The following is a 26,260-nucleotide window of genomic DNA, read 5'->3' as shown; positions in this document are numbered from 1 at the left end:
GGGCTCGGAGTTGTGTATATGCCCCCGGGGGGCGGATGCCACGGGCATCCGCCCCCTTCGTCGTCCCCGGGGCTCGGGCCCCCTGGGGCGCCCGGTGCGCGTTCCCTTGCATCGACCGTGACCGGTTGCCACGATGGCAGAGGGCGATCGCGCCCGTGAAGGGGGAACTTCATTCAATGGACCACAAGCCGGCCACGGACACCATCCGCGCGCAACAGGCGGCGGCGCTCGCGCAGCTGCCGTTCGACGACACTCGTGACTTCGACGATGCAGACCGCGGCTTCATCGCCGCACTCGAGCCGGGTGTCGTGCGAAACGACGCCGGCGAGGTCGTCTGGGACAACGACAGCTACGCCTTCCTCGACGGCGAAGCGCCGGCGACGGTGCATCCGAGCCTCTGGCGCCAGTCGCAGCTCGTCGCGCGGCAGGGACTCTACGAGGTCGTCGAGGGCGTCTACCAGGTTCGCGGACTCGACCTCTCGAACATGACGATCGTCGAGGGCGACACGGGCGTCATCGTGATCGACCCGCTCATCTCGACCGAGACTGCGGCCGCCGCGCTCGCGCTGTACCGCGCCCATCGCGGGGATCGCACGGTCGTCGCCGTCATCCACACCCACTCGCACGTCGACCACTTCGGCGGCGTCTTCGGCGTGACGACGCAGGCCGAGGTCGACGCCGGCACGGTGCAGGTCATCGCGCCCGAGGGCTTCGTCGAGCACGCCGTCGCCGAGAACGTCTACGCCGGCACGGCCATGGCGAGGCGCGCCGGCTACATGTACGGCGCGGCGCTCGAGCGAGGGCCGCAGAGCGCCGTGGGCGCGGGCCTCGGCCAGACCACGTCGACCGGCGTGATCGGCATGATCGTCCCGACGCTCGAGATCACGACGACGGGCCAGACGCACACCGTCGACGGCGTCGAGATCGAGTTCCAGATGGCGCCGGGCACCGAAGCGCCGTCGGAGATGCACTTCTACTTCCCGCGCTACCGTGCACTCTGCATGGCCGAGAACGCCACGCACAACCTGCACAACCTGCTGACGCTCCGCGGAGCGGTCGTTCGCGACCCGCACGTGTGGTCGCAGTACCTCACCGAGGCGATCACCCGGTACGCCGACGGCACCGACGTCGTCTTCGCCTCGCATCACTGGCCGACCTGGGGCCCGGAGCGCGTCGTCGAGTTCCTCTCCACACAGCGCGACCTGTACGCCTACCTGCACGACCAGACGCTGCGACTCGTGAACCGTGGATACACCGGGGCCGAGGCGGCCGAGATCTTCGAGCTGCCGCCCGCCCTCGAGCAGGCGTGGCACGCGCGCGGCTATTACGGCTCGGTCAGCCACAACGTCAAGGCGATCGTGCAGCGCTACCTCGGATGGTTCGACGGCAACCCCGCACGGCTCTGGCCGCACCCGCCGGCTGCGATCGCCGCGCGCTACGTCGATGCGATCGGCGGCATCGATCGCGTCGTCGAGCTCGCGCAGGCCGCGTTCGACGCCGGCGACTTCCGCTGGGCGGCGACGCTGCTCGACCACGCCGTGTTCGTCGACGAGCACCACGAGGCGGCACGGGTGCTCTACGCGGACACGCTCGAGCAGCTCGCCTACGGCTCGGAGAACGGCACCTGGCGCAACTTCTTCCTCTCGGGGGCGACCGAGCTGCGCGTTGGCAACTTCGGCACGCCGACGAAGACGAGCGCCCCCTCGATGCTCGCCCAGCTCAGCCCCGAGCAGCTGCTCGATGCGATCGCGATCAAGATCGACGGCCCGAAAGCCTGGGACCTCGACCTGTCGTTCGCGATCCTGCTGACCGACCTCGACCGCCGGTTCCGGGTCACGCTCCGCAACGGCGTGCTGATCTACCTCGAAGACGGCGCGGGCGACGTCGAGCTGACGCTGAGCCTCACAAAGGGGCGCCTCCTGGCGCTCCTCGGCGGCGACTCGGCCTCGGCCGGCGTCGACCTCGACGGCGATGCGACGGTGCTCGAACGGCTCCTCGGGGTCATCGACCCCGGCGACGACGCATTCGACATCGTCACGCCGTAGCGGGCACCGCACTCCGACGACGAACGCCCGGCCGGGACAACCGGTCGGGCGTTCGTCGTTGCTCCGCAGTCAGCGGGCGCCGTCGGGTCAGCCGGCGCCGAACGTCCGCTCCGCCCGGCTGCGTCGCCGGCGCACGAGCACGAACGCCACGAGCGCCAGGCCGCCGCCGGTGAGGAGCAGGGCCCAGGTCAGGCGAGCGGCGAGCGCATCTCCGTCGACGCCCGTCGCGGGCAGCGGCGGGGCGAAGCGGTTGTCGACGGTGATCGTGACGATCTCGTCATCGCCGACGACCACCGGAGCCGCCATCGTCGCGCTCACTGTGACCTCGACGGCACCGCCGTTCGCGACCTCCTCCGCCCAGCACTCGGCACCGACCGGCAGCCCGTCGACCAGCTTCGTCTCACCGGCTGTGATCGTCACCGGTTCGGCGTCGAGGGCGACGTACGGCTCGTTGGCGCCGCGATCGAGCACGCACGTGAGTTCGATGCGGAACGTCTTGCCCGCCGCTTGCGACACGTCGCCGCTCACCGTCTTCTCGAGCACGAGGCTGCCCTCGTCGAAGGTGTTCGTCGCCGTGATGGTCAGGAGCTGGGCCGTCTCGGATGCCTCGACGATCGCCGCGTTGTCGTAGGAGTCGAAGTCGACCGTCGCGGTCGACGCGCCGCCCTCGTCGGTCTCGGCGGCGAAGCAGTGCGTGCCACCCGGCAGGAGCACCGGGTCGCCGTTCGCATCGACGACCTCGACCGTCTCGCCCGCCCGGATCTCGACGGCGCCGTCGTAGAGCGTGACCAGCTGCCCGTCGACGTCCAGCTGGCACGTGACCTGCACCGTGAAGACCGCGTCGACGACGTACTCGGCGTCGGCCGCCTCGCCGTCGACGTCCTTCGTGAGCTCGATGGTTCCGAGCGAGAACTCGTTGACGAACCCGGCGGTGACGACGGTCTCGACACCCGCCTCGGCCTGGTCGGCGATCGTCACGGTCACCGGCGGCGCGGGCTCGTCGGCATTGCCCGCGTCGGTCTCGGTGACCACGCACTCGGCGCCGACCGGGATGCCGCTGATCGTCTCGCTCCGGAACGGCCCTGCTCCGCCATCGCTCTCGACGACGAGCTCCTGGTCGACGACCGTCTCGCCCTCGTAGGTGCAGACGACCTGGAACACGTACTCGCCCTCGGAGAAGTCCGGTGCGCCGGGGCCTGCGACGTGCTTCAGCACGTCGAGCGCCCCGGTGCGGAACTCGTTCTCGATGTCGATCCGCACGGGCTCCTCGGCCGATGCGTCGCCCACGACGAACCGGCCGGGCGGCGAGACGTTCGACTCGGTCGCACCGCCGTCGTCGATCTCGGTGACCCGGCAGGAGGCACCGGTCGGCAGGTTGTCGACGGTCCACACGTCGCCCGGGGCGTCCTTCGTCAGGGTGTGCGTGCCGTCGTAGACGACGTCGGGGTCGGCGGCGAAGAGCGTGCAGACGAGGCGCACCTCGAAGTCGCCGAAGGTGCCGCCCCAGGCATCCGCTCCCGTGCCGGTGACCGACTTCACGACCTCGACCGAACCGACCGTGTAGTGGTTCGTGACGGCCACGAGGGTGACCGACTGTCCGGATGCATCGTCGGGCAGCACGGTGAACTCCGCGCTCGTGACGGCGCCGAGGTCGTCGTCGACGCCGTTCTCGGTGATGACCATCGTCGTGTCGGCGCCACGCTGATCGATCTCCTCGACGGTGCAGACCGCGCCGACCGGCAGCTCGGGGAACGACTGCACGGCGCCATCCGCGAGGTCGAACTCGATGTCGAGCACCGTCACGCCCTCGAACTCGCACTGCGCGCTGAAGCGGAAGACGGACTCGTACTCGATCGCCTCGCCGTCCTGGTTCTCGGCGCCGCCGTTGTCGACCGCCTTGCTGACCGAGAACCCGCCGATCTCGTACGTGTTCGTGACGGTGACCTGTTCGAGCTCGCCCTGGTCGGGCGCGGGGTGATGCACGTCGGGCCGGACCGTGAGGTCGCGTCGCGCAGTCACCTCGCCCGAACGGCCGCCGGCCCCGACCGGGTCGTACGTGACGGTGGAGCCCTGCGCGGCGACCTCCTGCACGGTGCAGTCGGAGTACATCGGCAGGCTCGTGCCCGAGCCGACGACGACGCGCGTGCCGTCGGCCGGCACCGACACCGGCGATGCCGGGTTGCCCGAACCGTCGACGAGCGTGACGGCTTCGCCGCCCGAGGTGCACTGCACGTCGAAGTCGTACGAGGTCGGCAGCTCCCAGTCGGCCGGCCAGTCGGCGGGCACGACGACCTCCTTCTCGAGCGCGATCTCACTGGTCGGCACGGCCACGCCGGCTCGCACCGGCTCGACCGGGCCCTGGTAGACCTCGGCATCGTTGAAATCACCCCGCGAGCCCGCCGCGACGGCGTTCCACGCGACCGGGAGCCCTCCGTCGACGGCCGCCGGGTTCGAGTAGGGCGTCTGCGTGTCGAAGGTCAGGCCGCCCGACGCGCCCGGCGCCAGGCCCCCGCCGTCGGGCCAGTCCACGACGATCCTGAGCGCCTTCGCCTGCGCGAGCTCAGCGGCAGGAGTGGCATCGGTGAACTCGATCCAGTCGCGAGTGCTGACGTCGGCGTAGCAGGGATCGGTCGTCGGCATCGGCGTCGTGAGCGTGGTGAACTCGATGTCCGCCGCGTTGCACTCGCGCGCCGGCACGGTGGTCAGGTACGACGTCGTGACGGTCACCGTGGTGTCGAGGATGTCGACGTTGCCGAGGAAGATCGGCGACCACTCCGAGCCGCGACTGGTGCCGACCGTGACGCCGGTGTCGCCGACGGCCGGCAGCACGTCGATGCCGCCGATCGATCGCACCGGGATGTTGCCGAGGTTGGTGAAGCCGACGAACCACCGTTCGACGCCGCCGGGGCGCGTGATCGGAACGCAGTTGTTGAGGTAGTAGCCGGGGACCCCCGCGTTGGATGCCGCGCACGCGGCGGCCGACGTCGGGTCGGCCGTGTTGAGCACGCCGAGGTCGTTGAAGTTCGGGTCGCCGGGCGCGGCGCCGGGGATTCCGGCTCCGACTCCCCGCACGCCCTTCTGCATCGAGATCGGTGCGGCTGCGGTCGGGTTGACCGTCGTGTTCGCCGCGCACTCCTCGACCACCTGCGTCGGTGGCACGGGCTGGGCGAACGCGGTCGACTCGCACGTGTCGAACGTGCGATCGCTCGTCGCCGTGATCGTGTTGCCGACCGGTGTGCCGGGCGCGAGGTTCGGGCGGAACTCCAGCGTGGCCGAGATCACGAGCACCTCCCCCGGCTCGAAGACGAATCCGGCCGGCACGGTGATGGTGACGAGACCGGTGGTCGTGTCGAGCACGCCCGAGAAGCCGCTCGCATCGAGCACCGTGCCGTCGGCGGCGGTGAGGGTGAAGGCGAACACGGGGTCGGCCCCGGGCACCGGCACGAGCAGCGAGCCGCTCGCGTCGGTCGCCACCTGGTCGGTGAGGGCGAAGCCGGTCATCGGCCAGTCCCCGGTGTTCGTGACGGTCATGCGGTACGGGATCGCCCCGCTCGGCGGGAACTGCTGCGACGCCGAGCCGTCCGAACCGTTGCCGGGGACCTTCTCGACCTTGATCGCGTTCTGCAGGTGCAGCAGCTGCGTGCTGTCGGTCGCGTCGGCGTCGGCCTCCCAGACCGTGCCGCCGGCGGCATCCCAGGCTCCGGTGCCGTGCACCCCCACGACGTCGGTCATGGTGCCTGCCGCGGCCTCGCCCGGCGCGATCGGCTGACCCGGCTGGGTCGTCGGCACGGGCACCGAGTCGACCTCGCCCGTCGGGCCGTAGTGCAGGAACTCGAGCCGGTCGGCCGTGAACGCGATCGGCACGATCGGGTTGACCGGGTTCTCCCAGTTCGTCATGTCGTCGTTGACGCGGACCTCGAAGCGCAGTCCGCGCACGTCGGCGGGGCTCGCGACACCGCTCGGCAGTTCGGGCAGCACGGTGCTGTCGGCAGCGGTGTTCTGCCAGTTGCCGACGACCCAGCACGCGGTGAGATCGGCCGACCCGTTGCAGGTGTAGCCGAGCTCACCGGTGCCGGCGTCGAGTGCCCACTCGACGCCGACGAGCGCCGAGACGCGAAGCTGATGCAGGTTCTGCGGCAGCGTCGCGGTCGGGAACGATGCGAACTCGAAGGCGTTCCAGAAGGTCGGCTCAGCGTCGGTGATGGAGAGCACGGTCGTGCGCACGTTGCCGGTCGGCTGGCCGGTGAGCGTCACCGTGTACCCGTCACGGGGTTCGTCCTCGAAACGCGACGCCGGGTCGATGCTCTTCTGCGCGACGACGCCGTACGTCGCCTCGACGAACGGCAGGGTGTCGGTGTCGGTGCCGGATGCCTCGTCGATGGCGGGGTTGCCGCCGGGGCGCGTGACCTCGGCGCCCGCGACGTTGGTCGCGAGGTCGGCGGTCGTCACCGGTTCCGCCGGGTTGCTGCGCTCGGTCTTCCGGAGCTGGTACGTGAGGAGCACGGTGCTCTGCTCCGTGGACAGGATCTCGACGCCGGCGGGGTCGGTGTGCAGCACCGTGACACCGATGACGTCGTCGAGGTCGTCGTGTCCGAGCGCGAGCGCCGCGGCGATCGAGATCGGCGCGTCGTCCGCACCGCCCTCACGGGTGAGCGTCACCGTCGACTGCGTCGCATCGGCCGGAACCGTGATCGAGTCGATGCGGTACAGGTTGAGGTACTCGTACATGTCGGTCGCCGAGCCGGGTGCCGGATCCGTGATCTGGAGCGTCGCCACCGACGCCTCGGTCTCGTTGCGAGCCGTGATCGTGGCGGTCACGAGCGGGTAGCGCGATTGCGGTTCGGTGGCTGGCGGGATCGGCAGCGAGTCCTGGTCGAAGGTCTTCGACACCGAGACGTTGACCGTCGCGTCGAGGATCGTGATGAGGTCGTCGTCGCGCTCGTCGATCGGCGCGGGGCCGTCGCCGACGAGGCCTGCCGTGTTGTTCACGACGCCGGGCTGACCCGAGTTGTAGTCCTCGCTGTGCAGGGTGCCCGTCACCGGGCCGCCGTCGCTGCGCTTGAAGTCGCGCAGCTCGAACACGAGATCGAGGCCGCGGTCGTGGTCGTACGAGGCGGCGACACCCGAGCCGGGCGCCGGGCCGGTGCCGCCGCCGCGGTGCGAGCCCTCCTCGTAGGTGAGCCGCACGGCACGGGTGCTCTCGACCTCGGCGGCCGACAGCACGTAGCCCGGGAACGCCCCGTCGCACGCGGTGCCGTCGCCGCAGGCGGCCGACGTGACGTCGTCCCATGCGCCGGTGTCGCCGTTGAAGAGCTCGACGGCGGCGATGCGGTCGTACTGCATCGACGGGTCGAGCGCACCGTCGATCGCGGCGATCTCGACGAGGTTCCATGCGTCGAAGGCCGACTGGGCGATCGCGGCGTCGCCGTAGCCCGGGCCCGCGGTCGGGTCGTCGGTGATGGCGACGGAGTCGAACGGCAGCCCCTCGGTCGACCACGAGATGCGCGCCGTGCGCCGGTCCTCGCTGAATGCGAAGAGGGGGTCGGCGGGGTCGACGATCCAGTGCTTCTCGAGCAGGTCGGGGCCGGGGCCGCCGCCGTCGATCGGCTTCAGGTCGATGTCGTCGCCGTCGGTCGCGGTGTTGTCGTCGGGACTCGTGTCGTTCGGGTTGTCGACCGCGGAACCGGCCGTGTTCGCGACGTTGAGCGGGTCGGCCGCCTCGGCCGCATCGGCGACCGATCCCGAGCCGTCGCGGAACTCGTCGCGCGTCTCGACCGTGACCGTCGGGGCGACCTGGAAGCCGGGCGGCAGCAGCTCACCGGGTTTCGGGGTGTAGACGAATCGGATGCCCTGGATGTCGTCCTTCAGGCCATCGGGAATCGTGACCACGAGGTTGCCCGCGCCGTCGAGCTGCCCGCCGGGCAGGTCGACCCACGCGTTCCCGTCCCAGTACTGCACCTGGAGATCGGCGTCGGCCGGAACCCCGGCGACGATCTGGTCGGCGTCGAAGGTGTTCCAGAACGGCGTCACCGGGTCGCCCGGCAGCGGGTTCGGCGGATCGCTCACGATCAGGTACTCGGAGCCGATCGTCGAGGGGTTCGGTTGCCCGTTGTTCACCGTCGCGAGGAAGCTCACGTCGGTGGTCGACCCCGGCACCGCCCAGATCTCGTCGCGCGCGATGTTCTTGTCGATCGTGGTCGAGACCCGACCCGGCTGCCGCGTGATGTCGGCTGCGTCCTCGTCGTCGCCCTGCTTGCCGAGCTCGTCGGTGACGGTCGTCGTCGTGTTGTTGGTGCTCACGACGTCTTCGGTGTCGACGGGCTGGGCCGTCACGGTGAACGGCAGGGTGGCCGTGGCATTCTGCGTGATCGGCCCGGTGAAGGTCACGGTGAACCCGACGACTCCCGCTCTCGTCGGATCGGGCAGCGTGTTCGGGGCGCCGGCCGTGAGCGTCTCCTCCGTGCCGTCGTCGTAGACGTAGGTGACGGTGGCCCCGGTCGCGTTCGGCGGCCACACGACGCCGTTCGTGAACCCGTCGAAGGAGAGGCCCTGCTCGCCGAGGTCGGGTGAACCCGGCGTGGGCTCCTGGATGACCATGGAGGTGACGGGGCGGAACCCGTTGGTCGAGGTGATCGTCGCCGTCGTCTGCTGCCCGGCGAGCAGCTCGGGGTTCGCGAACGACTTCTCGGTGTCGACGAACGGCCCGGTGTTCGAGACGACGGCGTCGCCGGGCGCGGTCTTCGGCGGGCTCGAGTCGCCGTGCACGACGATGTTCGACGACGCGGTGTTGGGCACGGTCACCGACTGCTCGGCCGGGATGTCCTCGACGGTGTCGTTCGTCTCGGCGCCGATGCCGATGGCCGCCTCCTCGCCGGGAGGCGTCGGCGGCAGCTGGCCGGTCGTCGAGCTGAAGGTGAACCGCAGTCCCTTCACGTCGGAGAGCGGATCGACGTCGGGGATGTCGGTGAAGTCGGACGGGATCGGCCCCGTGGCGTAGGCGACGTGCCAGACGCCCGCATCATCGAGCCATTCGATCTGGACCTGGTCGGCGCCGGCCGGCGGGGTGATCGAGGTGATGCCGGTGAAGTCGAAGTAGCTGTCGAACGGGCTCGCGACACCGTCGGCCGGGTCCTGCACGACGATCTGGTCGACCGATCGGTTCGACGCGTTGCCGCCTCCGATCGTGTAGTCGACCGGCTGGCCGGGCAGCGCGGGGATGCCGGGCGTGCCGTCGGGCTGGTGGTCGTCGACCGACTTCTGCACGGTCGAGTCGAGCACCTCGGGCACTTCGATCGTGATCGACGCCGAGGCATCCACCGGCAGCGCGTTGGTGCCGGTCGCGGCGACCGTGTTCACGATGGCGGCGTCGTTGTAGTCGGCGCTGATGTCGGCGGGCACCTGCACGAAGACCGTGACGACCGCCTTCGTTCCGGCCGGCTGCCCGATGCCCTCGCCGCCCTGCGTGGTGAAGTCGACCGTGAAGTCCGAACCGCTGTACGTGATCGCGGTCGTGCCGCCGCCGCTGACCGAGACGGGCGGCGTCACCGATGGGTCGAAGATCAGGGGTGCCGGCAGCGTGTCGCTGAGCTGCGCATCGAGGCAGGTGTCGACGAGGTTGCTGTTGCAGGTCAGCTCGATCGTGTAGCTGAACTGCTCGCCCGGCTGGTACGGCGAGGTGTCGGGGTTGACCGTCTTCGTGAGGAGGAAGACGGCATCATCCGGTGCGGCGGCGGCGGGCAGCACGGCCGGGGCCGTGAGCCCGATCGCGAAGACTGCTGCCACGACGCCTGCGAGCGTACGACGGATGATCGACATCTACTCCCCCTCGCCCCCGGCCGTGCGGCCGCCCCTGGGCTGAATCGGGTGCCGACGATTCAGGCACCCGATTCGACCCTATCGAGGGCGCGCAGGAGGAAGGAAGGACTCGCCGCCCGCTCTCAGCCGAGCAGGTCGTGCAGGGTGACGATCTCGTCGCGGCCGGGGCCGACGCCGATCGCCGAGATGCGCGAACCGCTCATGGCCTCGAGTTCGCGCACGTACGACTGGGCGTTCGCCGGCAGGTCGGAGAACTCGCGGGCGCCCGAGATGTCTTCGGTCCAGCCGGGGAACTCCTCGTAGATCGGCTTCGCGTGGTGGAAGTCGGACTGCGAGACCGGCACCTCGTCGAAGCGCTGGCCGTCGACGTCGTAGGCGACGGCGACCGGGATGCGCTCGATGCCCGTCAGCACGTCGAGCTTGGTGAGCACGAAGTCGGTGACGCCGTTGATGCGCGACGCGTAGCGGGCGATGGGAGCGTCGTACCAGCCGGTGCGGCGCTTGCGACCGGTCGTGGTGCCGAACTCGTGCCCCTGCTCGGTGAGGAAGTCGCCCCACTCGTCGAAGAGCTCGGTCGGGAATGGCCCGGCGCCGACGCGGGTCGTGTAGGCCTTGACGACCGCGATGACCCGGTCGATCTTGTTGGGCGCGATGCCCGAGCCGGTGATCGCGCCGCCGCTCGTCGCGTTCGACGAGGTCACGAACGGGTAGGTGCCGTGGTCGACGTCGAGCATGGTCGCCTGGCCGCCCTCGAAGAGCACGGTCTCGTCGCGCTCGAGCGCCTGGTGCAGCAGCAGCGCGGTGTCGGTGACCATCGGGCGCAGCCGGTCGACGTACGCCAGCAGCTCGTCGACGATCTCGTCGACGGCGATCGCTCGCCGGTTGTAGATCTTCACGAGCAGGTGGTTCTTCTGGTCGAGCGCGCCCTCGACCTTCTGCCGCAGGATGTTCTCGTCGAAGAGGTCCTGCATGCGGATGCCGACGCGATTGATCTTGTCGGCGTAGGCGGGGCCGATGCCGCGACCCGTGGTGCCGATCTGGCGCTTGCCGAGGAACCGCTCGGTCACCTTGTCGATCGTGCGGTGGTACTGCGTGATGAGGTGGGCGTTGGCCGAGATGCGCAGCTTCGAGACGTCGACGCCGCGCGCCTCGAGGCCTTCGAGCTCCTCGAAGAGCACCTCGACGTCGACCACGACGCCGTTGCCGATGACCGGCGTGACACCGGGCGTCAGGATGCCGGACGGCAGCAGGTGCAGGGCGTACTTCTCGTCGCCGATGACGACGGTGTGCCCGGCGTTGTTGCCGCCGTTGAACTTGACGACGTAGTCGAGGCGCGAGCCGAGCAGGTCGGTCGCCTTGCCCTTGCCCTCATCGCCCCACTGTGCACCGATCAATACGGCCGCGGGCATGTCAGTCCTCTCCTGCCGCGTCGGACGCGGCGGGTTCGGCGACGAGGTCGCCGGTCTGTGCGACGGATGTCGCTTGGTTGCTGGCCTCGTCGACGGCGATGTCGTGGGCACTGATGTCGTGGGCGCTGTCGTCGTGGGCGCTGATCTCGGCGGCGCTGACGATCGTGATCAGCTGGGTCGGGGTGAACTCCGACGCGATGCGGGCTGGAGCCTCGGGGTCGGCGACCGCGAGCTCTTCGGCCAGGCGGCCGGCACGCTCGTCGAGGCCGAGCCCCTCGGCGGCACGGCGCTGGGTGTCGAGGGCGCGCAGGTAGGCGCGATTGGGCTCGTCGGACCACGGGACGGGGTCGCCCGACTGCCAACCACCGGCGAGGAGCTGCTCGCGTGCGAGGTCGGCCGCGACGGACGCGAAGGCGAAGGACTCGATCGTGCGGCCCTCGGAATCGGCGAGGTCGGCGAGTTCGGTCCAGGCGAGGGGCGACGACGGATGCCCCGCGACGACCGCCGAGACCGACGTCCGATCGCCATCGGCGAGCGCCTGGCGCACCTCTGGTTCATCGGCGAGCGAGGCCTCGGGCTCCGGTGCTGATTGGTCTGGAGTCACACTCCACCTTATCGTGGGGCCCTTCCCCGGCGAGGTTGGGCGACGGGACAAGTGAAACCCGCAGCCAAGTAGGCTGGAGGGCATGTCGAAAGTCCTCTCCAGCCTGCCCGTCGGCGAACGCGTCGGCATCGCCTTCTCCGGCGGCCTCGACACCTCTGTCGCGGTTGCGTGGATGCGCGAGAAGGGTGCGGTGCCCTGCACCTACACGGCCGACCTCGGCCAGCCCGACGAGCCCGACGTCGAGGCCGTCCCCGGCCGCGCCATCGAGTACGGCGCCGAGATCTCGCGACTCGTCGACTGCCGGGCCGCGCTCGTCGAAGAGGGCCTCGTTGCGCTGCAGTGCGGCGCCTTCCACATCCGTTCGGGCGGCAAGGCGTACTTCAACACGACCCCGCTCGGCCGCGCGGTCACGGGCACGCTGCTCGTTCGCGCCATGCTCGACGACGGCGTCGACATCTGGGGCGACGGCTCGACCTACAAGGGCAACGACATCGAGCGGTTCTACCGCTACGGCCTCATGGCCAACCCGCGCCTGCGCATCTACAAGCCGTGGCTCGACGCCGACTTCGTCACCGAGCTCGGTGGCCGCGCCGAGATGAGCGAGTGGCTGCTGCAGCGCGACCTTCCGTACCGCGCCTCCGCCGAGAAGGCGTACTCGACCGACGCGAACATCTGGGGCGCGACGCACGAGGCGAAGGTGCTCGAAGAGCTCAGCGAGGGCATCACGACGGTCGAGCCGATCATGGGCGTGAAGTTCTGGGACGAGTCGGTCGAGATCGCGGCCGAAGACGTCACGATCACGTTCGAGCAGGGCCGCCCGGTCGCGCTCAACGGCGAGCGGTTCGACGACGCGGTCGCCCTCGTGCTCGAGGCCAACGCAATCGGCGGCCGCCACGGGCTCGGCATGAGCGACCAGATCGAGAACCGCATCATCGAGGCGAAGTCGCGCGGCATCTACGAGGCGCCGGGCATGGCCCTGCTGCACCTCGCCTACGAGCGTCTCGTGAACGCGATCCACAACGAGGACACGATCGCGAACTACCACAACGAGGGCCGCCGCCTCGGGCGCCTCATGTACGAGGGCCGCTGGCTCGACCCGCAGTCGCTCATGCTGCGCGAGTCGATCGTGCGCTGGGTCGCCTCTGCTGTCACGGGCGAGGTCACGGTGCGCCTGCGCCGCGGCGACGACTACACGATCATGAACACGAGCGGCCCCGCCCTCAGCTACCAGCCCGAGAAGCTCTCGATGGAGCGCGTCGGCGACCAGGCCTTCGGCCCGGAGGACCGCATCGGCCAGCTCACGATGCGCAACCTCGACATCGCCGACTCGCGCGCCCGTCTCGAGCAGTACGCGCACCTGAACCTCGTTGGCGGCGCGACCGCTGCACTCGTCGGCGACCTCTCGGTCGGCGACGCAGCGCAGATCCTCGCCGGGCCGGCCGAGTCCGAGCTCGAAGCAGCGACGGATGCCGCGAACGAGGCTTCCGCGTTCGACCTCGGCACCGACTGAGCCGACGCGCACGAGCGCGCTGTCAGTGCAGTGCGATCACTCGGGCGAGCCGTCCCCCCGGGCGGCCCACCCGAGCTGTCGATCCGTTCCCCCTGCTGATCGACCGCCGAACCGGGCGAGAGCTCAGCTCGGAGGACGTTCCCCGGTGCAGCCGTTCTCGGCGAAGTCCGGGTCGCCGCGCCCCTGGAACCACGTCGGGGTGCCGTGGTCGTCGTACCAGAAGCCCGGATAGACGTCTTCGAGGTCCTGGTGCTTCGCGTGCGCCTTGACCACGGCGACCTTGTCGGTCTCGATGTAGACGAACGGGTTCTTCGCGCTGTGGGTCGCGTGGCAGTACGGCACCCTGTGGTCGCCGTCGACCGGTGACGTCGCGTTGGCGGCGACGCCTGCGCCGAGCACGCTGAGCGCGATGAACGGCACAGCGGCGAGCCCCGCCGTCACGCGTCGTGTGATGGTGGACATCGGTGGGTCTCCCCTCGACTCGGGTGACGGGTTTCCGCCGTCGGAGAGAGGGCCGCACCCGGTGCGAATGCCGAGTCGTGGGCGTCGCGCACACCTGAAGGGTAGGCCCATGCCGCGCGCTCGGCGTACCCCAAACCGGGGGACGCGGCCGGTCGGGCCGCACGGCGCGCGAGCAACCGGGAAACGCCGATCAGGCGGCGGTCTGCTGGTGCGCCGCAACCCGCCACGAGCCGCCCTCGATGAGGTACGTCGTCGACATCCGGAGGTTCACGGTGTCGTCGCCCCTGCGAGCGACGGCGCGGTAGACGAGGATGCCGGCGCGGTCGCCGAGCCGGATCACGGCCGGTTCGTGCAGGTGGTACTCGTCCCACGGCGGAGCACTCCGCATCGCCGTGAGGATCTCGTCGCGCCCGAATGCGGCGCCGTCGACGATCATGAGGGCGTCGCGGGTCATCGCACGCTGGTAGTGCTCCCCACCCCGGCCCTCGACGATCGCCCGCCATCCGGCGTGTTCCTCGTGCATGAGTCGAGCGGGCAGATCGTCGGTGATCTCGGTCATGCCCCAACGGTAACCGCGATCGGGGATGGCGGGAAGAGCCGGCATCGACCCCGGACTCCGCCCGTACGAAGCGCACGCGCGTTTGTACACTGCAGGGAGGCGACGCCACGGGGAGGCATGCCCATGAGAATCGAACTCCGAGGGGTCGCGAAGGGGCGGGACGGGCGATCGCTGCCCACCACGAACCTGTCGTACGAGTCGGGCAGGGCCACGCTCGCGCGAGCCGAGACCGAGCAGCGGCCCACCGTGCTCGGCCTGCTCGCATCGGGGCGGATGCGAGCGGACACCGGCACGGTCATGCTCGACGGGCGAGCGGATGCCGCCGGCATCCGTCGCCGCATCGCGCTCGTCGACGCTCCCGACGTCTCCGATCCGGCCCCGAGCGTGACCGTCGCGGGTGTCACCGCCGAGGAGCTCATGTTCGCCGGCCTCCCATCCGGCCGCATGGCGGTCATGCACTGGCTCCGGGCCGCGGGGCTCGACGGGCTCGCCCGACTCCCCATCGCCAATGTCGCCCCCAAGCAGCGGGTGCAGTTGCTGACCGAGCTGGCGATCCTCCGCGCGGGCGTCGAAGGACTCGTGGTCGTCGCACCCGACCGGCACGGCGGCGACCCCGTCGACTGGTGGGAGCAGGGCAAGGACCTCGCCGAGCGCGGCTACGCCGTGCTCATGGTCGCGGGCGATGCCGCGGCGACCGCGATCGGTGCCGCCGCGATGCTCTCGCGGATGCGCGGCGGCGACGAGGACGAACGCGCGCTCGCCGCGGGAGGCCTCGCATGAGCGCGCAGAAGCTTCCGGTGCCGCGCATGAAGGTGCCGCAGATGATCGCCGCCGAACTGCGTCGACTCACCTCGACGAAGATGTCGTTGCTCGCGCTCATCGCCCTGATCGCGGTGCCGATCCTCTACGGCGGCTTGTACCTCTGGGCGAACCAGGACCCCTATGCGAAGCTGCCCGAGGTGCCCGTCGCCCTCGTGGTCGAAGACACCGGCACCCCGGCCGACGGCGCGACCCCGGCTCGCAACGTCGGCGACGAGGTCGCCGACGAGCTCTTGAGGCAGGGAGCGTTCGACTGGCACCGCGTCACCGCGAAGGAGGCGGAGGACGGGCTCGCGAACGACGAGTTCGACTTCGCGATCACGATCCCCGCCGACTTCTCGGAGGCGCTCGCCTCGGTCTCGAGCGACGACCCTCATCAGGCCCGGCTCGAGCTCGACACGTACGACGCGAACAGCTACCTCGCGAGCACGATCGGATCGCAGGCCATCGATCGGATCCGCGCGAGCGTCGCCCAGCAGGTCGGGAACGAAGCGGCCACCACGTTGCTCGACTCGATCTCGACCATTCGCGGCAAGATCGTCGAGGCGGGCGAGGGAGCGGCCCGGCTCGCCGACGGAGCAGCCGAACTCGCCGACGGCTCGGCTCGGCTCGCGACGGGTGCCGCGAGCGCGGTCGACGGCGCCGCTCAGCTCGACGCCGGAGCCACGACGCTCGCCGACGGTGCCGCTCGCGTCGCCGACGGCAACGCCGAACTCGCCGCAGCCGCCGATCGCGTGGGTACTGCGGTCGCAGGTGCGACCGCAGCCCTGCCGCAGGTGCGCGCCGACCTCGCGGCCGACCTCGCGGCGCTCGGACTCGACCAGGCGACGATCGACGCGGTGCTGGCACGGCTCGATCCGATCGGCGCCGACCTCGAGGCCGGCGACCAGCGCGTGCAGGAGGTCGTCGGGCAGATCGACGAGCTCGCGGCCGGCAGCTCGGAGCTCGCGGCCGGCGCCGTCACCCTGCGCGACGGCCTCGGCACCCTGAACGCCGGGCTCGGCACCCTGAACGAGGGAGCCGGTGCCCTGAGCTCGGGGGCGGGAACCGTCGCGAGCGGCAGCGCCGAGCTCCACGACGGCCTCGCGAGCGGTGCGGCGGAGATCCCGGACTCGGACGAGCAGACGCGACGAGCACAGGCCCAGACGATCTCCGACCCCGTGTCGCTCACGACGAGCGCGGTCGCGCAGGCAGCCAACTACGGGGCCGGACTGGCTCCGTTCTTCGCCGCCCTCGCAGGGTGGATCGGCATCTACGCGCTCTTCCTCATCGTCAAGCCCGTCTCGCGGCGCGCGGTCACCGCGCTGCACTCTCCGTTCCGGGTGACGCTCGCGGGCTGGCTCACGCCGGGGCTGCTCGGCGTGCTGCAGATGGGGCTGCTCTACCTCGTGCTCGCCTTCGCCCTCGACTTCACCATGGTGCATCCGCTCGGCACGCTCGCCACCATGATGTTCGCCTCCCTCACCTATGCCGCGATCATCCTGGCGCTGAACGTGTGGCTCGGCGAGGTCGGGCAGTTCCTCGGACTCGTGCTCATGGTGCTGCAGCTCGTCACGGCCGGCGGCACGTTCCCCTGGCAGACGCTTCCCGCCCCGCTCGCGGCCCTGCATCACCTGCTGCCGATGAGCTACGTCGTCGACGCGATGCGCCAGTTCATGTACGGGGGCGACCTCTCCCGCACCACGACGGATGCGTCGGTGCTCGCCATGTGGCTGCTGGCCGCACTGATCATCGCCGCGCTCGGCGTCACCCGCATGACGCACTACCGGACGCTGCGGGACCTCGAGCCGAGCATCATCGGCTGACCCCCGCGGCAGCGGCGTCGACCGATCAGAGCCAGCCCTTGCGCTTGAAGAGTCCGTACAGCACGCCCGCGAAGGCGAGCATGAGCGCGACCGCGAACGGGTATCCCCAGGGTTTGTCGAGCTCGGGCATGTGCGTGAAGTTCATGCCGTAGATGCCGGCCACGAGCGTCGGCGCGAAGATGATCGCAGCCCAGCTCGAGACCTTCTTGGCCTGCTCGCTCTGGGCGACGGCCGCCTCGGAGAGCACTTTCGTCTCCTCGTTCTGCCGCTGCGCCACGAGCGTCGAGTGCACCTGCAGGGCGTTCTGCAGCAGTTGGCGGAACGTGTCGCCGCGCTCGACGATGCGGATGACGTGGTCCTTCACGTCACGCAGGTACCGCTGCAGCTCGAGGTCGACGGCGTACTTCTCGAAGCCGCGCTCGAGGCCGTCGAACATGCCGACGAGCGGTCGGGTCGCGCGCTGGAACTCCATGACCTCGCTCGCGAGGTCGTAGATGCGCCTCGTGACCGCCGGGTCGCCCGAGAAGAGCTGCTCCTCGATCTCGTCGATGTCGTTCTCGAGGCCCGAGTCGACGGGCGCGTACTCGTCGACGACCTCGTCGAGCACGGCGTAGAGCACGGCCTCGGGCCCCTTCGCGAGCAGCTCGGGCGAGGATTCGAGGCGGTGGCGCACCCGCGCGAGGTTCGGCGACTCGGCGTGACGGATGGTGATCGCGAAGTCGGGCCCGATGAACACGTGCAGCTCGCCGAACTCCACCTGCTCGACGTCGTCGAGGTAGCGTGCGGGCCGCAGCACGACGAAGAGCGTGTCGCCGTAGCGCTCGAGCTTGGCCCGCTGGTGCCCCTTGCGCGTGTCCTCGACCGCCAGCGAGTGGAGGCCGAACTCCTCGGCGAGCGCGTCGAGCTCGGCGTCGGTGGGCCGGTAGAGCCCGATCCACGCGAAGCCACCGTGCTCGGCGCGGCGTTCGAACGTCTCGTCGAGGGTCGCCGGGGTGGCGACGCGCGTGCCGTCGCGGTAGATCGCGTTGTCGATGACCGTCATCGGGCCAAGTCTGGCATCGAGCTCACGGTCGAGCGGGTTCCGACAGGCTCAATCCCCGGGCGGCACGGCGTGCGTCAGCACCCAGGAGTGCATCGCGATCGCGGCCGCAGCGCTCGCGTTCAGCGATCGGGTCGAGCCGTACTGCGTGATCTCGACGATCGCGTCGGCGGCCGCCGTCGCCTCGGGCGAGAGCCCGGGACCCTCCTGTCCGAAGAGCAGCACGCAGCGCTCGGGCCACGCGAACGCCTCGATGGGCACCGAGCCCTCGACGTTGTCGACGGCGATCACGGGCACGGATGCCTCGTGCGCCCACTCGGCGAACGCCGCGACATCCGGGTGGTAGACGACGTGCTGGTAGCGGTCGGTGACCATCGCCCCCCGCTTGTTCCAGCGGCGGCGGCCGATGATGTGCACGGTGTCGGCGGCGAAGGCGTTGGCACTCCGCACGATCGAGCCGATGTTCATGTCGTGCTGCCAGTTCTCGATGGCGACGTGGAACGGGTGCCGGTGCTCGTCGAGGTCGGCGACGATCGCCTCCATGCGCCAGTACCGGTAGCGGTCGATGACGTTGCGCGTGTCGCCGTGCTCGAGCAGCTCGGGGTCGAAGTGCGGTTCGTCCGGCCACTCGGCCTCGCCGCCCGGCCACGGCCCGACGCCGTGGGTCAGGGGCGGGACTCGGTCGTCGTCGGGACTCGCGGCTTCGTGCACGCACCCAACGCTAACCCCTTCCCCCACGGCTCGGCCGAGCCGGTCAGCGAGCGGTCGCCCGAAGCGGGCCGATGGGGTCGGCGAGCGGCAGCCCGCCGCGGGCCTCATCGATGCGGAGCAGCTCGTTCCACTTCGCCGTGCGCTCGCCACGTGTGATCGACCCGACCTTCACGACATCGGCGCGCCACCCGGTGGCGAGGTGGGCGACCGACACGTCCTCGGTCTCCCCCGAGCGGGCCGACACGATCACGGCGGCGCCGGCCGTCCGGGCGGCGTCCACCGCGGCCGCGGCCCGCGAGACCGTTCCGGCCTGGTTCACCTTGATCAGGGCGGCGCCGATCTGCGCATCCTCGGCGGCCGAGGTCACGCGTGCCGCGTCGGTGACGAGGAAGTCGTCACCGACGACCATCGCGTCGAAGCTGCGCACGGCCATCGCCATGCCCTCCGGATCGTCCTCCCCGGCCGGGTCCTCGACCGTCGCCACGGGGAAGTCCGCGCAGAGCGCCGCGAGCTCCCCGATCCAGGCGGCGGTGTCGTACTCCACGCCGCCCACCCGATAGCGACCCTCGGAATGGAACTGCGTCGCCGCGATGTCGAGCGCGATCGCCATGTCCGCGCCCGGTCGCAGCCCCGCGAGCTGGATCCCGTCGACGAGCACCTGCAGGGCGTCGCGCGTGTCGGCGACCTCGGGCCAGTGGCCGCCCTCGTCGGCGACGCCCCGTGGCGCACCGCGTCGGCGCAGCACGTCGCCGACCGCTCGGTAGACCTCGGCGACGTCGCTCAGTGCATCGGCCATCGTGGTCGCGGCGATCGGGTACGCCATGAAGTCCTGCACCGCCACCCGGTGGGCCGCATGCGCGCCGCCGCCGAGGATCTGGATCTGCGGGCGCGGGAGTCGCACGGCATCGGCGTCGAGGCGGGCCCAGAGCGGCAGTCCTTCGGATGCCGCAGCAGCATGCGCGACCGCCAGTGACACCGCCGTCGTGGTGTTCCCGCCGATCCACGACCTCTGGGGGTCGGAATCGAGACCGTCGAGCACGGCATCCGCACCGGCCTGATCGAGCACCGACCGCCCGCGGAGCGCGGGTTCGACGGTCGCGGCGACTCGCGCCACGGCCTCCCTGACTCCGAGCCCCCCGAGCCGCGCACCGCCGTCGCGGAGTTCGATCGCCTCACGTCGGCCGGTGGATGCCCCCGCCGGCGCGATGGCTCGCCCGACCGCGCCGCCGGCCGTGACGACCTCGGCCTCGATCGTGGGAAGGCCGCGGGAGTCCCAGACCTCTCGCGCCCTGACGGCGACGATCGCTTCAGACATCGGGGAAACCTCTTTCGTTCTCGGGTGAATGGCCTGGGTCGGCGAGCATCGCGACCGCACGCGTACGGACGCGGACCCGTGCCGCCTCGTCGAGGTACTCGACCGGCGACGCGCCGACGACTCGGGCGAGGAGCAGCGCCGGGAGGATCCGGGAGACGCGCCGATCGGTCTCGGCGGGGTCCTCCCAGGTCACCTCGGCGAGATAGCTCCGCCGGAGCGCTGCTGCGGACGACTGCAGCGGCGCAGCGAGCGCGGGCAGGTGCACGGACTTCAGGGCGAGGTGGGAGAGGCAGAACGCGACGTCGAACGCCGGATCCGACCAGGTCGCGCACTCGGCGTCCAGCAGCACGGGCGACGAACCGCCCCTGAGGATGTTCTTGGGGCTCAGGTCGCCGTGGATCAGGACCTGCCCGGGCGCCTCGAGCAGCGAGACGACCTCGGCCAGGGGCGCAGCAGCCTCGGGCGCCGCGGCGGCCGTGCGCCGGAGATAGGGCTCGATGCGGAGCGATTCGAAGAGATCCTGATTGTCGAATCGACTGGCGAGACCGGGGGCGGTCGTGCTGGCGGCGTGGATGCGACCGATCACCTGCCCCACCCGTCCGGCGAACGCCGGGTCGACCTCGCCCGAGAGCAACGCGCTCTTCCACGTCCCGTAGCGGCCCGGCGGGAGGAACTCCAGAGCGATCGCGAAGGTCTCGGGATCGGTCGCGAGCACCGCGGGCACCGCGTCGGGAACGACGGATGCCGCGTATCGGAGCCACCGCGCTTCGGCTCGCCCCCGCCCGATGGGCGCGTGCCATTCCTCGGCGACCTTCAGCCGGGAGAGGGCGCGCTTCAGCACCACGGTGCGCCCGCCGGCGCGAAGGACGCGGATATCGGAGGAGACGCCGCCGGTGAGCGGCTCGAACGTCACCTCCTCGCCCGCCTCCGCCAGCCCCATCCGCACGACGAGTGCACGGTCGTCATCGTCGAGCACGGCGTGGTCAGGCCTTCTGCGCGGCGGGGTGGCCGTACGCGGAGTGCTCGAGACCACGGATGTAGCCGATCGCGAACAGGCGCCCCAGCATCTCGTAGCCGGGCGTGCTGTTCGACTCCCCCTCGAGGCTCGGCACGTGGTCGGGCCGCATCGCTCCGCCGAAGCCGATCGCGTGGTACGCCTCGAGGCAGGCCGCCATGTCGGTCTGGCCGTTGTCGTGGAAGGTCTCGCGGAAGTCGTCGACGGTGCCCTGCACGTCGCGGAAGTGCACGAACGGGATCTTCGCCGAGCCGAACTCGCGGATGACCTCGGGGATGGACGTCTCGCCCGAGATGACCTCGGGCATCAGCGCGAAGTTGCCCTGGCAGAAGGTCGTGCCGTTGTAGTCCGAGGGCACGATGTCGAGCATCCGGCGGAAGTCCGCCACCGAGCTCATGATGCGCGGCACGCCACGGTCCATGCTCTGGGGCGGGTCGTCCGGGTGCATCGCCAGGCGGACGCCCGCCTTCTCCGCCTCGGGGACGACGGCCTTCAAGAAGTACTCCAGGGCCGACCACATGTCCTCGGCGGTGACCTCGCCTTCGGGCAGCAGCGCGGGCTTGGCCTGCTGCACGGCTCGGGTGTACCCGGTCACCAGAGCGCCTCCGCGGTCGGGCAGCGCGGTGTCGGTGCGACCCCACGTGGTGATGGCCATCCAGTTGTAGGCCATCGTGGGCACACCGAGTGCGCCGAGCGCGCGGATCTGCTCGATGAACTGATCGATCTGCTCGTCACGGCCGTCCTGGCCGAGGCGGATCTTGTCCATCGGCGCGGTGTCCTCGGTGGCGATCAGCGAGAAGCCCCACTGCTCGTAGAGCTCCTTGTTGTGGCGCAGCGCCGCCAGGCTCCACGGCACCTCCTCGCGGTCCTCGATCTCCCAGCCCGCACTGCCGACCGAGGCGAACATGCGCTGGTCCTGCTCACCGCCGTTGAGCACGCCGACGACGTTGTCGACGCCGACCTGGCGGATGAGCTTCCACGAGGATTCCGGGCGAGGGGGAAGGAATTCGCTGAGCTGGATCATTGGTCTTTCCGTTCGTTCAGGGGTGGCCGGGGCCGTTGGTGGATCTGCGGTGGCGAGGCGGGTCAGTCGCGCGTGGGCAAGGATGCGGCGATGCGCGAGAGCAGCCCGCCGTCGACCCGGAGCTCTGCGCCGCTGACGAAGCTGGCCTCCGGGCCGGCGAGGAAGGAGCAAACCGTGCCGACCTCGGCCGCGCGGCCGACGCGGCCGAGCGGGTGCATCCGCCCCCACTCCGCGATCACCGCCTCTTCGCCGGCGTCGGTGCCGTCGGACCACTCGCGCGCCGAGGTGCGGAGCATGGGCGTGTCGATCGACCCGGGCAGGATCGCGTTGACGCGCACGCCGTGGGCCGCCTCGTCGACCGCGAGCGCACGCGTCATCGCGTTCAGCGCGCCCTTCGTCGAGGTGTACCCGACGACGTTGTTCTGCGTCGCCACGCCCTGCGTCGAGGAGATGAGCGTGATGGTGCCGCGGTTGCGCCTGATCTGCTCGATCGTGTGGTGCACGGCGAGGAACACTCCGCGCACGTTCACCGCGAACACGCGGTCGAAGCTCTCGGGGGTCGTCGTCACGGCGTCGCCGTAGGTCTGGATGCCCGCCGACGTGACAAGGTGGTCGATGCGGCCGAAGCGCGCCATCGCGGCCTCGGCGATCGCACGATGGGTCGCCTCCTGCGAGACGTCGCCGGCGACGCCGATCGCGACTCCCCCGTCGGCGGTGATCTGCTGCACGACCTCGTCGACGTTGGCCTGCGTGAGCCCGTGGACGACCACGGCCGCACCCTCAGCGGCGAACACCTCGGCGGCACCCCGCCCGATCCCCGCCGATCCTCCCGTGACGACGACGACGCTGCCCTCATGCTTGCGCTGCATCATGCGCTCCTCTCCATTCCTGTCCTGCAATCCTTCACCGTTCACAACACGCCGAAGCGTGCGAACGCGTCGGTCGCGCTCATGCCCGCATCGATCGCCGTGCCGACCAGGTTCTCGGTGCTCGCCTTCTCGACGGCGGCCTCGATCACCTCGTCCTCGACACTGCGCGGGATGACCAGCACCCCGTCCACGTCGCCGAAGATCAGGTCGCCGGGGGCGATCCGCACACCGCCGAGCTCGACCGGCACGCGGAAGTCGCGGACGACCGTCCTGACGGAGGAGTCCTGCGCATATCCGCCCCAGCTGAACACCGGGAAGTCCCGGGCGAGGACCTGCGGCGTGTCGCGGTGGTACCCGTCGACGACGGCGCCGACGGCACCCCGTCGCTGGGCCGATGCGGTGAGGATCTCGCCCCACATGGCCACGGGCTGGACGATGCGGGTGCTGACGTACACCTCACCGGGCTCGAGCTGGTCGAGCGCCTCGGTGAGCAGGCCGAACGGCTTCTGCTGCGGCCCGTACACGTCGGAGACGAGCGCGGGCATCGCCCGGCCGGCGAGCTTCATGTGCGGCAGCATCGGCCGCACGGCGGGCGGGAGGAACTGGTGGGTGCGACCGATGGAATCGAGGATGTCCCCCACGACGGGCGTGTAGAGCACGGTCTTCATCAGTTCGAACAGTTCGGCGTCGGTACGGGCGCTCACGATCTCTCTTTCAACGAGGGGCGGGATGACTCAGGCGGCAGCGGTGTGCCGGGTGCGCCAGACGTTCACCAGCACCGCGATCAGCACGACGGCGCCGCGGATGACCTGCTGCGCGTAGGGGTTCACCCCGAGCAGCACCATTCCGTTCAGCAGCGCGGCGATGAAGACCACGCCGATGATCGTCCCGATGACCGTTCCCTTGCCACCCGAGAGCGCCGTGCCGCCGATGATGGTCGCGGCGATCGCGTCGAACTCGAGGCCGACGGCGATGGTGCTGTTGCCCGACGACAGCTGGGCGCTCTGCAGCAGGCCGGCGATGGATGCGGCGAGCGCCGAGATCATCATGACGACGATCTTCACGCGACGCACCGGGATGCCGGACAGCGTGGCGGCCTTCGAGTTGCCGCCGACCGCGTAGACCGATCGACCGAACACGGTCTTCTTCGCGATCACCGCGACCACCACTGCGGCGACCACCAGGTAGATGGCGGCGACCGGGATGCCGAGGATGCGCCCGTCGCCCCAGTAGAAGAAGTCGTCGCTCGGGATCGGCAACGGGAAGTTGTTCGTCAGCAACTGGGCCAGCCCGCGGAGCCCGAGGTACAGCGCGAGCGTCGAGATGAAGGTGGGGACACCGAAGTAGGACCGCATCACCCCGGTGAAGGCTCCGATGGTGACGGCGGTGAGCATCACCAGCACGACCGCCCAGACGAACGGGACGCCGTTCTGGACGACGAAGACGCCGAGCAGCGAGGAGGACAGCGCCGCCATCGAGCCGACGGAGATGTCGATCTCACCGGCGACGATCACGAGCGTCATCGCGAAGGCGACGATGCCGAAGAAGGCTGCGTTCTGCAGGATCGCGAGCTGGTTGCCGACGGTCAGGAAGATCGGCGAGGCGAACGCGAGCACCGCGTAGAGCACGACGAGCACGATGAGCAGCCCGAGGCTCTCCCATCCGCGGACGCGGTCGACGATGTGGCGCCAGCGCGTGGTGCTCTGGGTGGTCTCAATCACGGTCAGCCTCCTGCTGCATGGCGAGGGCGAGCACTCGTTCGGCTGTCGCCTCGTCGCCCATGAGTTGTTCGTGGATGCGCCCGTCCCTGAGGACGAGCACTCGATCGCAGACCTCTGCGATCTCTTCGAGTTCGGATGAGATGAAGATGGAGGAGACGCCGCGGTCGGCGAGCTCTCGGATGAGGCCGTAGATCTGCGCCTTCGCGTGCAGGTCGACGCCTCGGGTCGGCTCGTCGAGCAGGAGGATCCGCATGTCGGCGGCGAGCGCGCGCCCGATCACGCCCTTCTGCTGGTTGCCGCCCGACAGGGTGCCGATCGGCTGCTCGGGCGACGACGCCCGCACCGACATCGACGACATGGTCTTCGCGACGATCTCCGCCTCCTGCCGCAGTCGCAGCCAGAACTTGGGCAGCACTCGGCCCCGCGCCGAGAGGAGCATGTTCTCGCCGACGCCGAGCTGCGGCACGATCCCGGATCCCTTGCGGTCCTCCGAGATGAAGGCGACACCGAGGTCCAGCATCCGCTTGGGGCGTCTGCGGGGATACGGCGTGCCGGCGATGGCGACCTCGCCCGTGGCGTCGTCGCGGAGTCCGAACACGGTCTCGAGCAGCTCCGTGCGCCCGGATCCGAGCAGCCCGGCGATGCCGAGCACCTCGCCCTCGTGCAGGCGGAACGAGACGTCGTCGAGGCGGCCGGGAACGCTGACACCCGTGACGGCGAGCACGACGGCCTCGGCGGTGCGATCCCGCTTGACGAACGCGGCGTGGTCGCTGCTCTCGCCGCTGATGAGTTCGGCGACGCGAGCGGATGACACGTCCGCGACGATCTCCGTGGCGATCAGCTTCCCGTCCCTCAGCACCGTGAGAGTGTCGGCGACGAGCGGGATCTCCTTCATGCGGTGCGACACGTAGATGACCGACATGCCGGCGGCCGCGAGGCGACGGACCAGTTGCAGGAGGCTCTCCACCTCGCGAGCGTTCAGCGCGCTGGTCGGCTCGTCGAGGATCAGCACCCGGGGGTCGTCGACCAGCGCCTTGGCGATCTCGACGATCTGCTGATCGGCGAGCGGCAGCGACCCGACCTCGACGTCGAGCGGGACGACGACGCCGAGTCGCCGGAGCGCGGTGCCGGCCAGCTCGCGCACCGCCTTCGCGTCGACGAATCCGCCGCGACGCGGCCAGCGCCCGAGCGTGATGTTCTCGGCGACGCTCAGGCCGGGTACGAGGCTGAACTCCTGGTGCACGACCGCGATGCCGCCGGCCTGCGCCGCCGCGGGCCCGCTCCACGACGCCGGTCGTCCCTCGAGCGAGATCGTTCCCCCGTCCGGTTGCAGCGAACCGGAGATGAGGTTCACGAGCGTCGACTTGCCGGCGCCGTTCTTGCCGAGCAGTGCACGCACCTCGCCGCGGTGGAGTTCGAAGTCGACTCCGTCGAGCGCGCGAACGGCTCCGAAGCGCTTGGTCAGCGATCGGCACTCCAGCACGATCTCGCTCATGGACTCACCTCCTGTTCGGTCGCCGGCGGGGCACCGCAGTGCC

At 70.3% G+C, this 26,260-nt stretch carries 18 protein-coding genes; 4 read left to right on the top strand and 14 right to left on the bottom strand.

Features of this window, described 5'->3' with window-relative positions; all coding sequences use genetic code 11:
* Window positions 1–176: 176 nt before the first annotated feature.
* Window positions 177–2,045: an alkyl/aryl-sulfatase gene (locus tag ACFTQE_RS14795; protein ID WP_376925792.1), complete on the top strand. Its 1,869-nt coding sequence runs from the start codon at window positions 177–179 to the stop codon at window positions 2,043–2,045.
* Window positions 2,046–2,132: 87 nt separating this feature from the next.
* On the opposite strand, the gene ACFTQE_RS14790 is transcribed toward ACFTQE_RS14795, so the two are convergent.
* The 3 genes from ACFTQE_RS14790 to ACFTQE_RS14780 form a co-directional block, all read right to left on the bottom strand.
* Complete coding sequence (locus ACFTQE_RS14790) at window positions 2,133–9,860, bottom strand: DUF5979 domain-containing protein (protein WP_376925791.1); 7,728 nt, start codon at window positions 9,858–9,860, stop codon at window positions 2,133–2,135.
* 122 nt (window positions 9,861–9,982) lie between these two features.
* Window positions 9,983–11,269, bottom strand: coding sequence for an adenylosuccinate synthase (locus tag ACFTQE_RS14785; protein ID WP_376925790.1), 1,287 nt, complete (start codon window positions 11,267–11,269; stop codon window positions 9,983–9,985).
* Window position 11,270: 1 nt separating this feature from the next.
* Window positions 11,271–11,873 carry a DUF3151 family protein gene (locus ACFTQE_RS14780; RefSeq protein WP_376925789.1) on the bottom strand — a complete coding sequence of 201 codons (603 nt, stop codon included), beginning with the start codon at window positions 11,871–11,873 and terminating at the stop codon, window positions 11,271–11,273.
* A gap of 82 nt (window positions 11,874–11,955) precedes the next feature.
* Between ACFTQE_RS14780 and argG the strand changes: the two genes are divergently transcribed.
* Window positions 11,956–13,383: an argininosuccinate synthase gene (argG, locus tag ACFTQE_RS14775; RefSeq protein WP_376925788.1), complete on the top strand. Its 1,428-nt coding sequence runs from the start codon at window positions 11,956–11,958 to the stop codon at window positions 13,381–13,383.
* A gap of 123 nt (window positions 13,384–13,506) precedes the next feature.
* Here argG and ACFTQE_RS14770 read toward each other — a convergent pair whose 3' ends face one another.
* Both ACFTQE_RS14770 and ACFTQE_RS14765 read right to left on the bottom strand, forming a co-directional pair.
* On the bottom strand, window positions 13,507–13,845 hold the full coding sequence (locus ACFTQE_RS14770) for a hypothetical protein (protein WP_376925787.1): 339 nt from the start codon (window positions 13,843–13,845) through the stop codon (window positions 13,507–13,509).
* Between the two features lie 190 nt (window positions 13,846–14,035).
* A complete protein-coding gene (locus ACFTQE_RS14765; protein WP_074259632.1) occupies window positions 14,036–14,404 on the bottom strand; it encodes a nuclear transport factor 2 family protein in 369 nt (122 codons plus the stop codon).
* Window positions 14,405–14,527: 123 nt separating this feature from the next.
* Between ACFTQE_RS14765 and ACFTQE_RS14760 the strand changes: the two genes are divergently transcribed.
* Both ACFTQE_RS14760 and ACFTQE_RS14755 read left to right on the top strand, forming a co-directional pair.
* Window positions 14,528–15,184 carry a hypothetical protein gene (locus tag ACFTQE_RS14760; RefSeq protein WP_376925786.1) on the top strand — a complete coding sequence of 219 codons (657 nt, stop codon included), beginning with the start codon at window positions 14,528–14,530 and terminating at the stop codon, window positions 15,182–15,184.
* Between the two features lie 26 nt (window positions 15,185–15,210).
* Entirely contained in the window at window positions 15,211–17,028 is a 1,818-nt protein-coding gene (locus ACFTQE_RS14755) for a YhgE/Pip family protein (protein ID WP_376925793.1), read from the top strand.
* A gap of 25 nt (window positions 17,029–17,053) precedes the next feature.
* Here the strand turns inward: ACFTQE_RS14755 and ACFTQE_RS14750 are convergent, their stop codons facing one another.
* From ACFTQE_RS14750 to ACFTQE_RS14710, 9 genes are all read right to left on the bottom strand, one after another.
* Window positions 17,054–18,070: a magnesium and cobalt transport protein CorA gene (locus ACFTQE_RS14750; RefSeq protein ID WP_376925785.1), complete on the bottom strand. Its 1,017-nt coding sequence runs from the start codon at window positions 18,068–18,070 to the stop codon at window positions 17,054–17,056.
* A gap of 48 nt (window positions 18,071–18,118) precedes the next feature.
* On the bottom strand, window positions 18,119–18,778 hold the full coding sequence (locus tag ACFTQE_RS14745) for a TrmH family RNA methyltransferase (protein WP_376925784.1): 660 nt from the start codon (window positions 18,776–18,778) through the stop codon (window positions 18,119–18,121).
* A 43-nt stretch (window positions 18,779–18,821) separates the two neighbouring features.
* Window positions 18,822–20,093, bottom strand: coding sequence for a phosphopyruvate hydratase (gene eno / locus ACFTQE_RS14740; protein ID WP_376925783.1), 1,272 nt, complete (start codon window positions 20,091–20,093; stop codon window positions 18,822–18,824).
* A complete protein-coding gene (locus tag ACFTQE_RS14735; protein WP_376925782.1) occupies window positions 20,086–21,069 on the bottom strand; it encodes a phosphotransferase family protein in 984 nt (327 codons plus the stop codon). The genes eno and ACFTQE_RS14735 overlap by 8 nt, the downstream gene beginning before the upstream one ends.
* Window positions 21,070–21,076: 7 nt before the next feature.
* Window positions 21,077–22,132 carry a mannonate dehydratase gene (locus ACFTQE_RS14730; RefSeq protein ID WP_376925781.1) on the bottom strand — a complete coding sequence of 352 codons (1,056 nt, stop codon included), beginning with the start codon at window positions 22,130–22,132 and terminating at the stop codon, window positions 21,077–21,079.
* A 62-nt stretch (window positions 22,133–22,194) separates the two neighbouring features.
* On the bottom strand, window positions 22,195–23,001 hold the full coding sequence (locus ACFTQE_RS14725; RefSeq protein ID WP_376925780.1) for an SDR family NAD(P)-dependent oxidoreductase: 807 nt from the start codon (window positions 22,999–23,001) through the stop codon (window positions 22,195–22,197).
* 41 nt (window positions 23,002–23,042) lie between these two features.
* On the bottom strand, window positions 23,043–23,705 hold the full coding sequence (locus tag ACFTQE_RS14720) for an RraA family protein (protein WP_376925779.1): 663 nt from the start codon (window positions 23,703–23,705) through the stop codon (window positions 23,043–23,045).
* A 30-nt stretch (window positions 23,706–23,735) separates the two neighbouring features.
* Window positions 23,736–24,722: an ABC transporter permease gene (locus ACFTQE_RS14715; protein WP_376925778.1), complete on the bottom strand. Its 987-nt coding sequence runs from the start codon at window positions 24,720–24,722 to the stop codon at window positions 23,736–23,738.
* Window positions 24,715–26,217, bottom strand: coding sequence for a sugar ABC transporter ATP-binding protein (locus tag ACFTQE_RS14710; protein WP_376925777.1), 1,503 nt, complete (start codon window positions 26,215–26,217; stop codon window positions 24,715–24,717). The genes ACFTQE_RS14715 and ACFTQE_RS14710 overlap by 8 nt, the downstream gene beginning before the upstream one ends.
* Between the last annotated feature and the right edge of the window lie 43 nt (window positions 26,218–26,260).

The organism is Agromyces sp. NPDC056965, from assembly GCF_042673425.1.
GTDB lineage: Bacteria > Actinomycetota > Actinomycetes > Actinomycetales > Microbacteriaceae > Agromyces.
The sequence above is the reverse complement of the archived record's forward strand: the minus strand, read 5'-3'. Positions and strand labels throughout refer to the sequence as shown.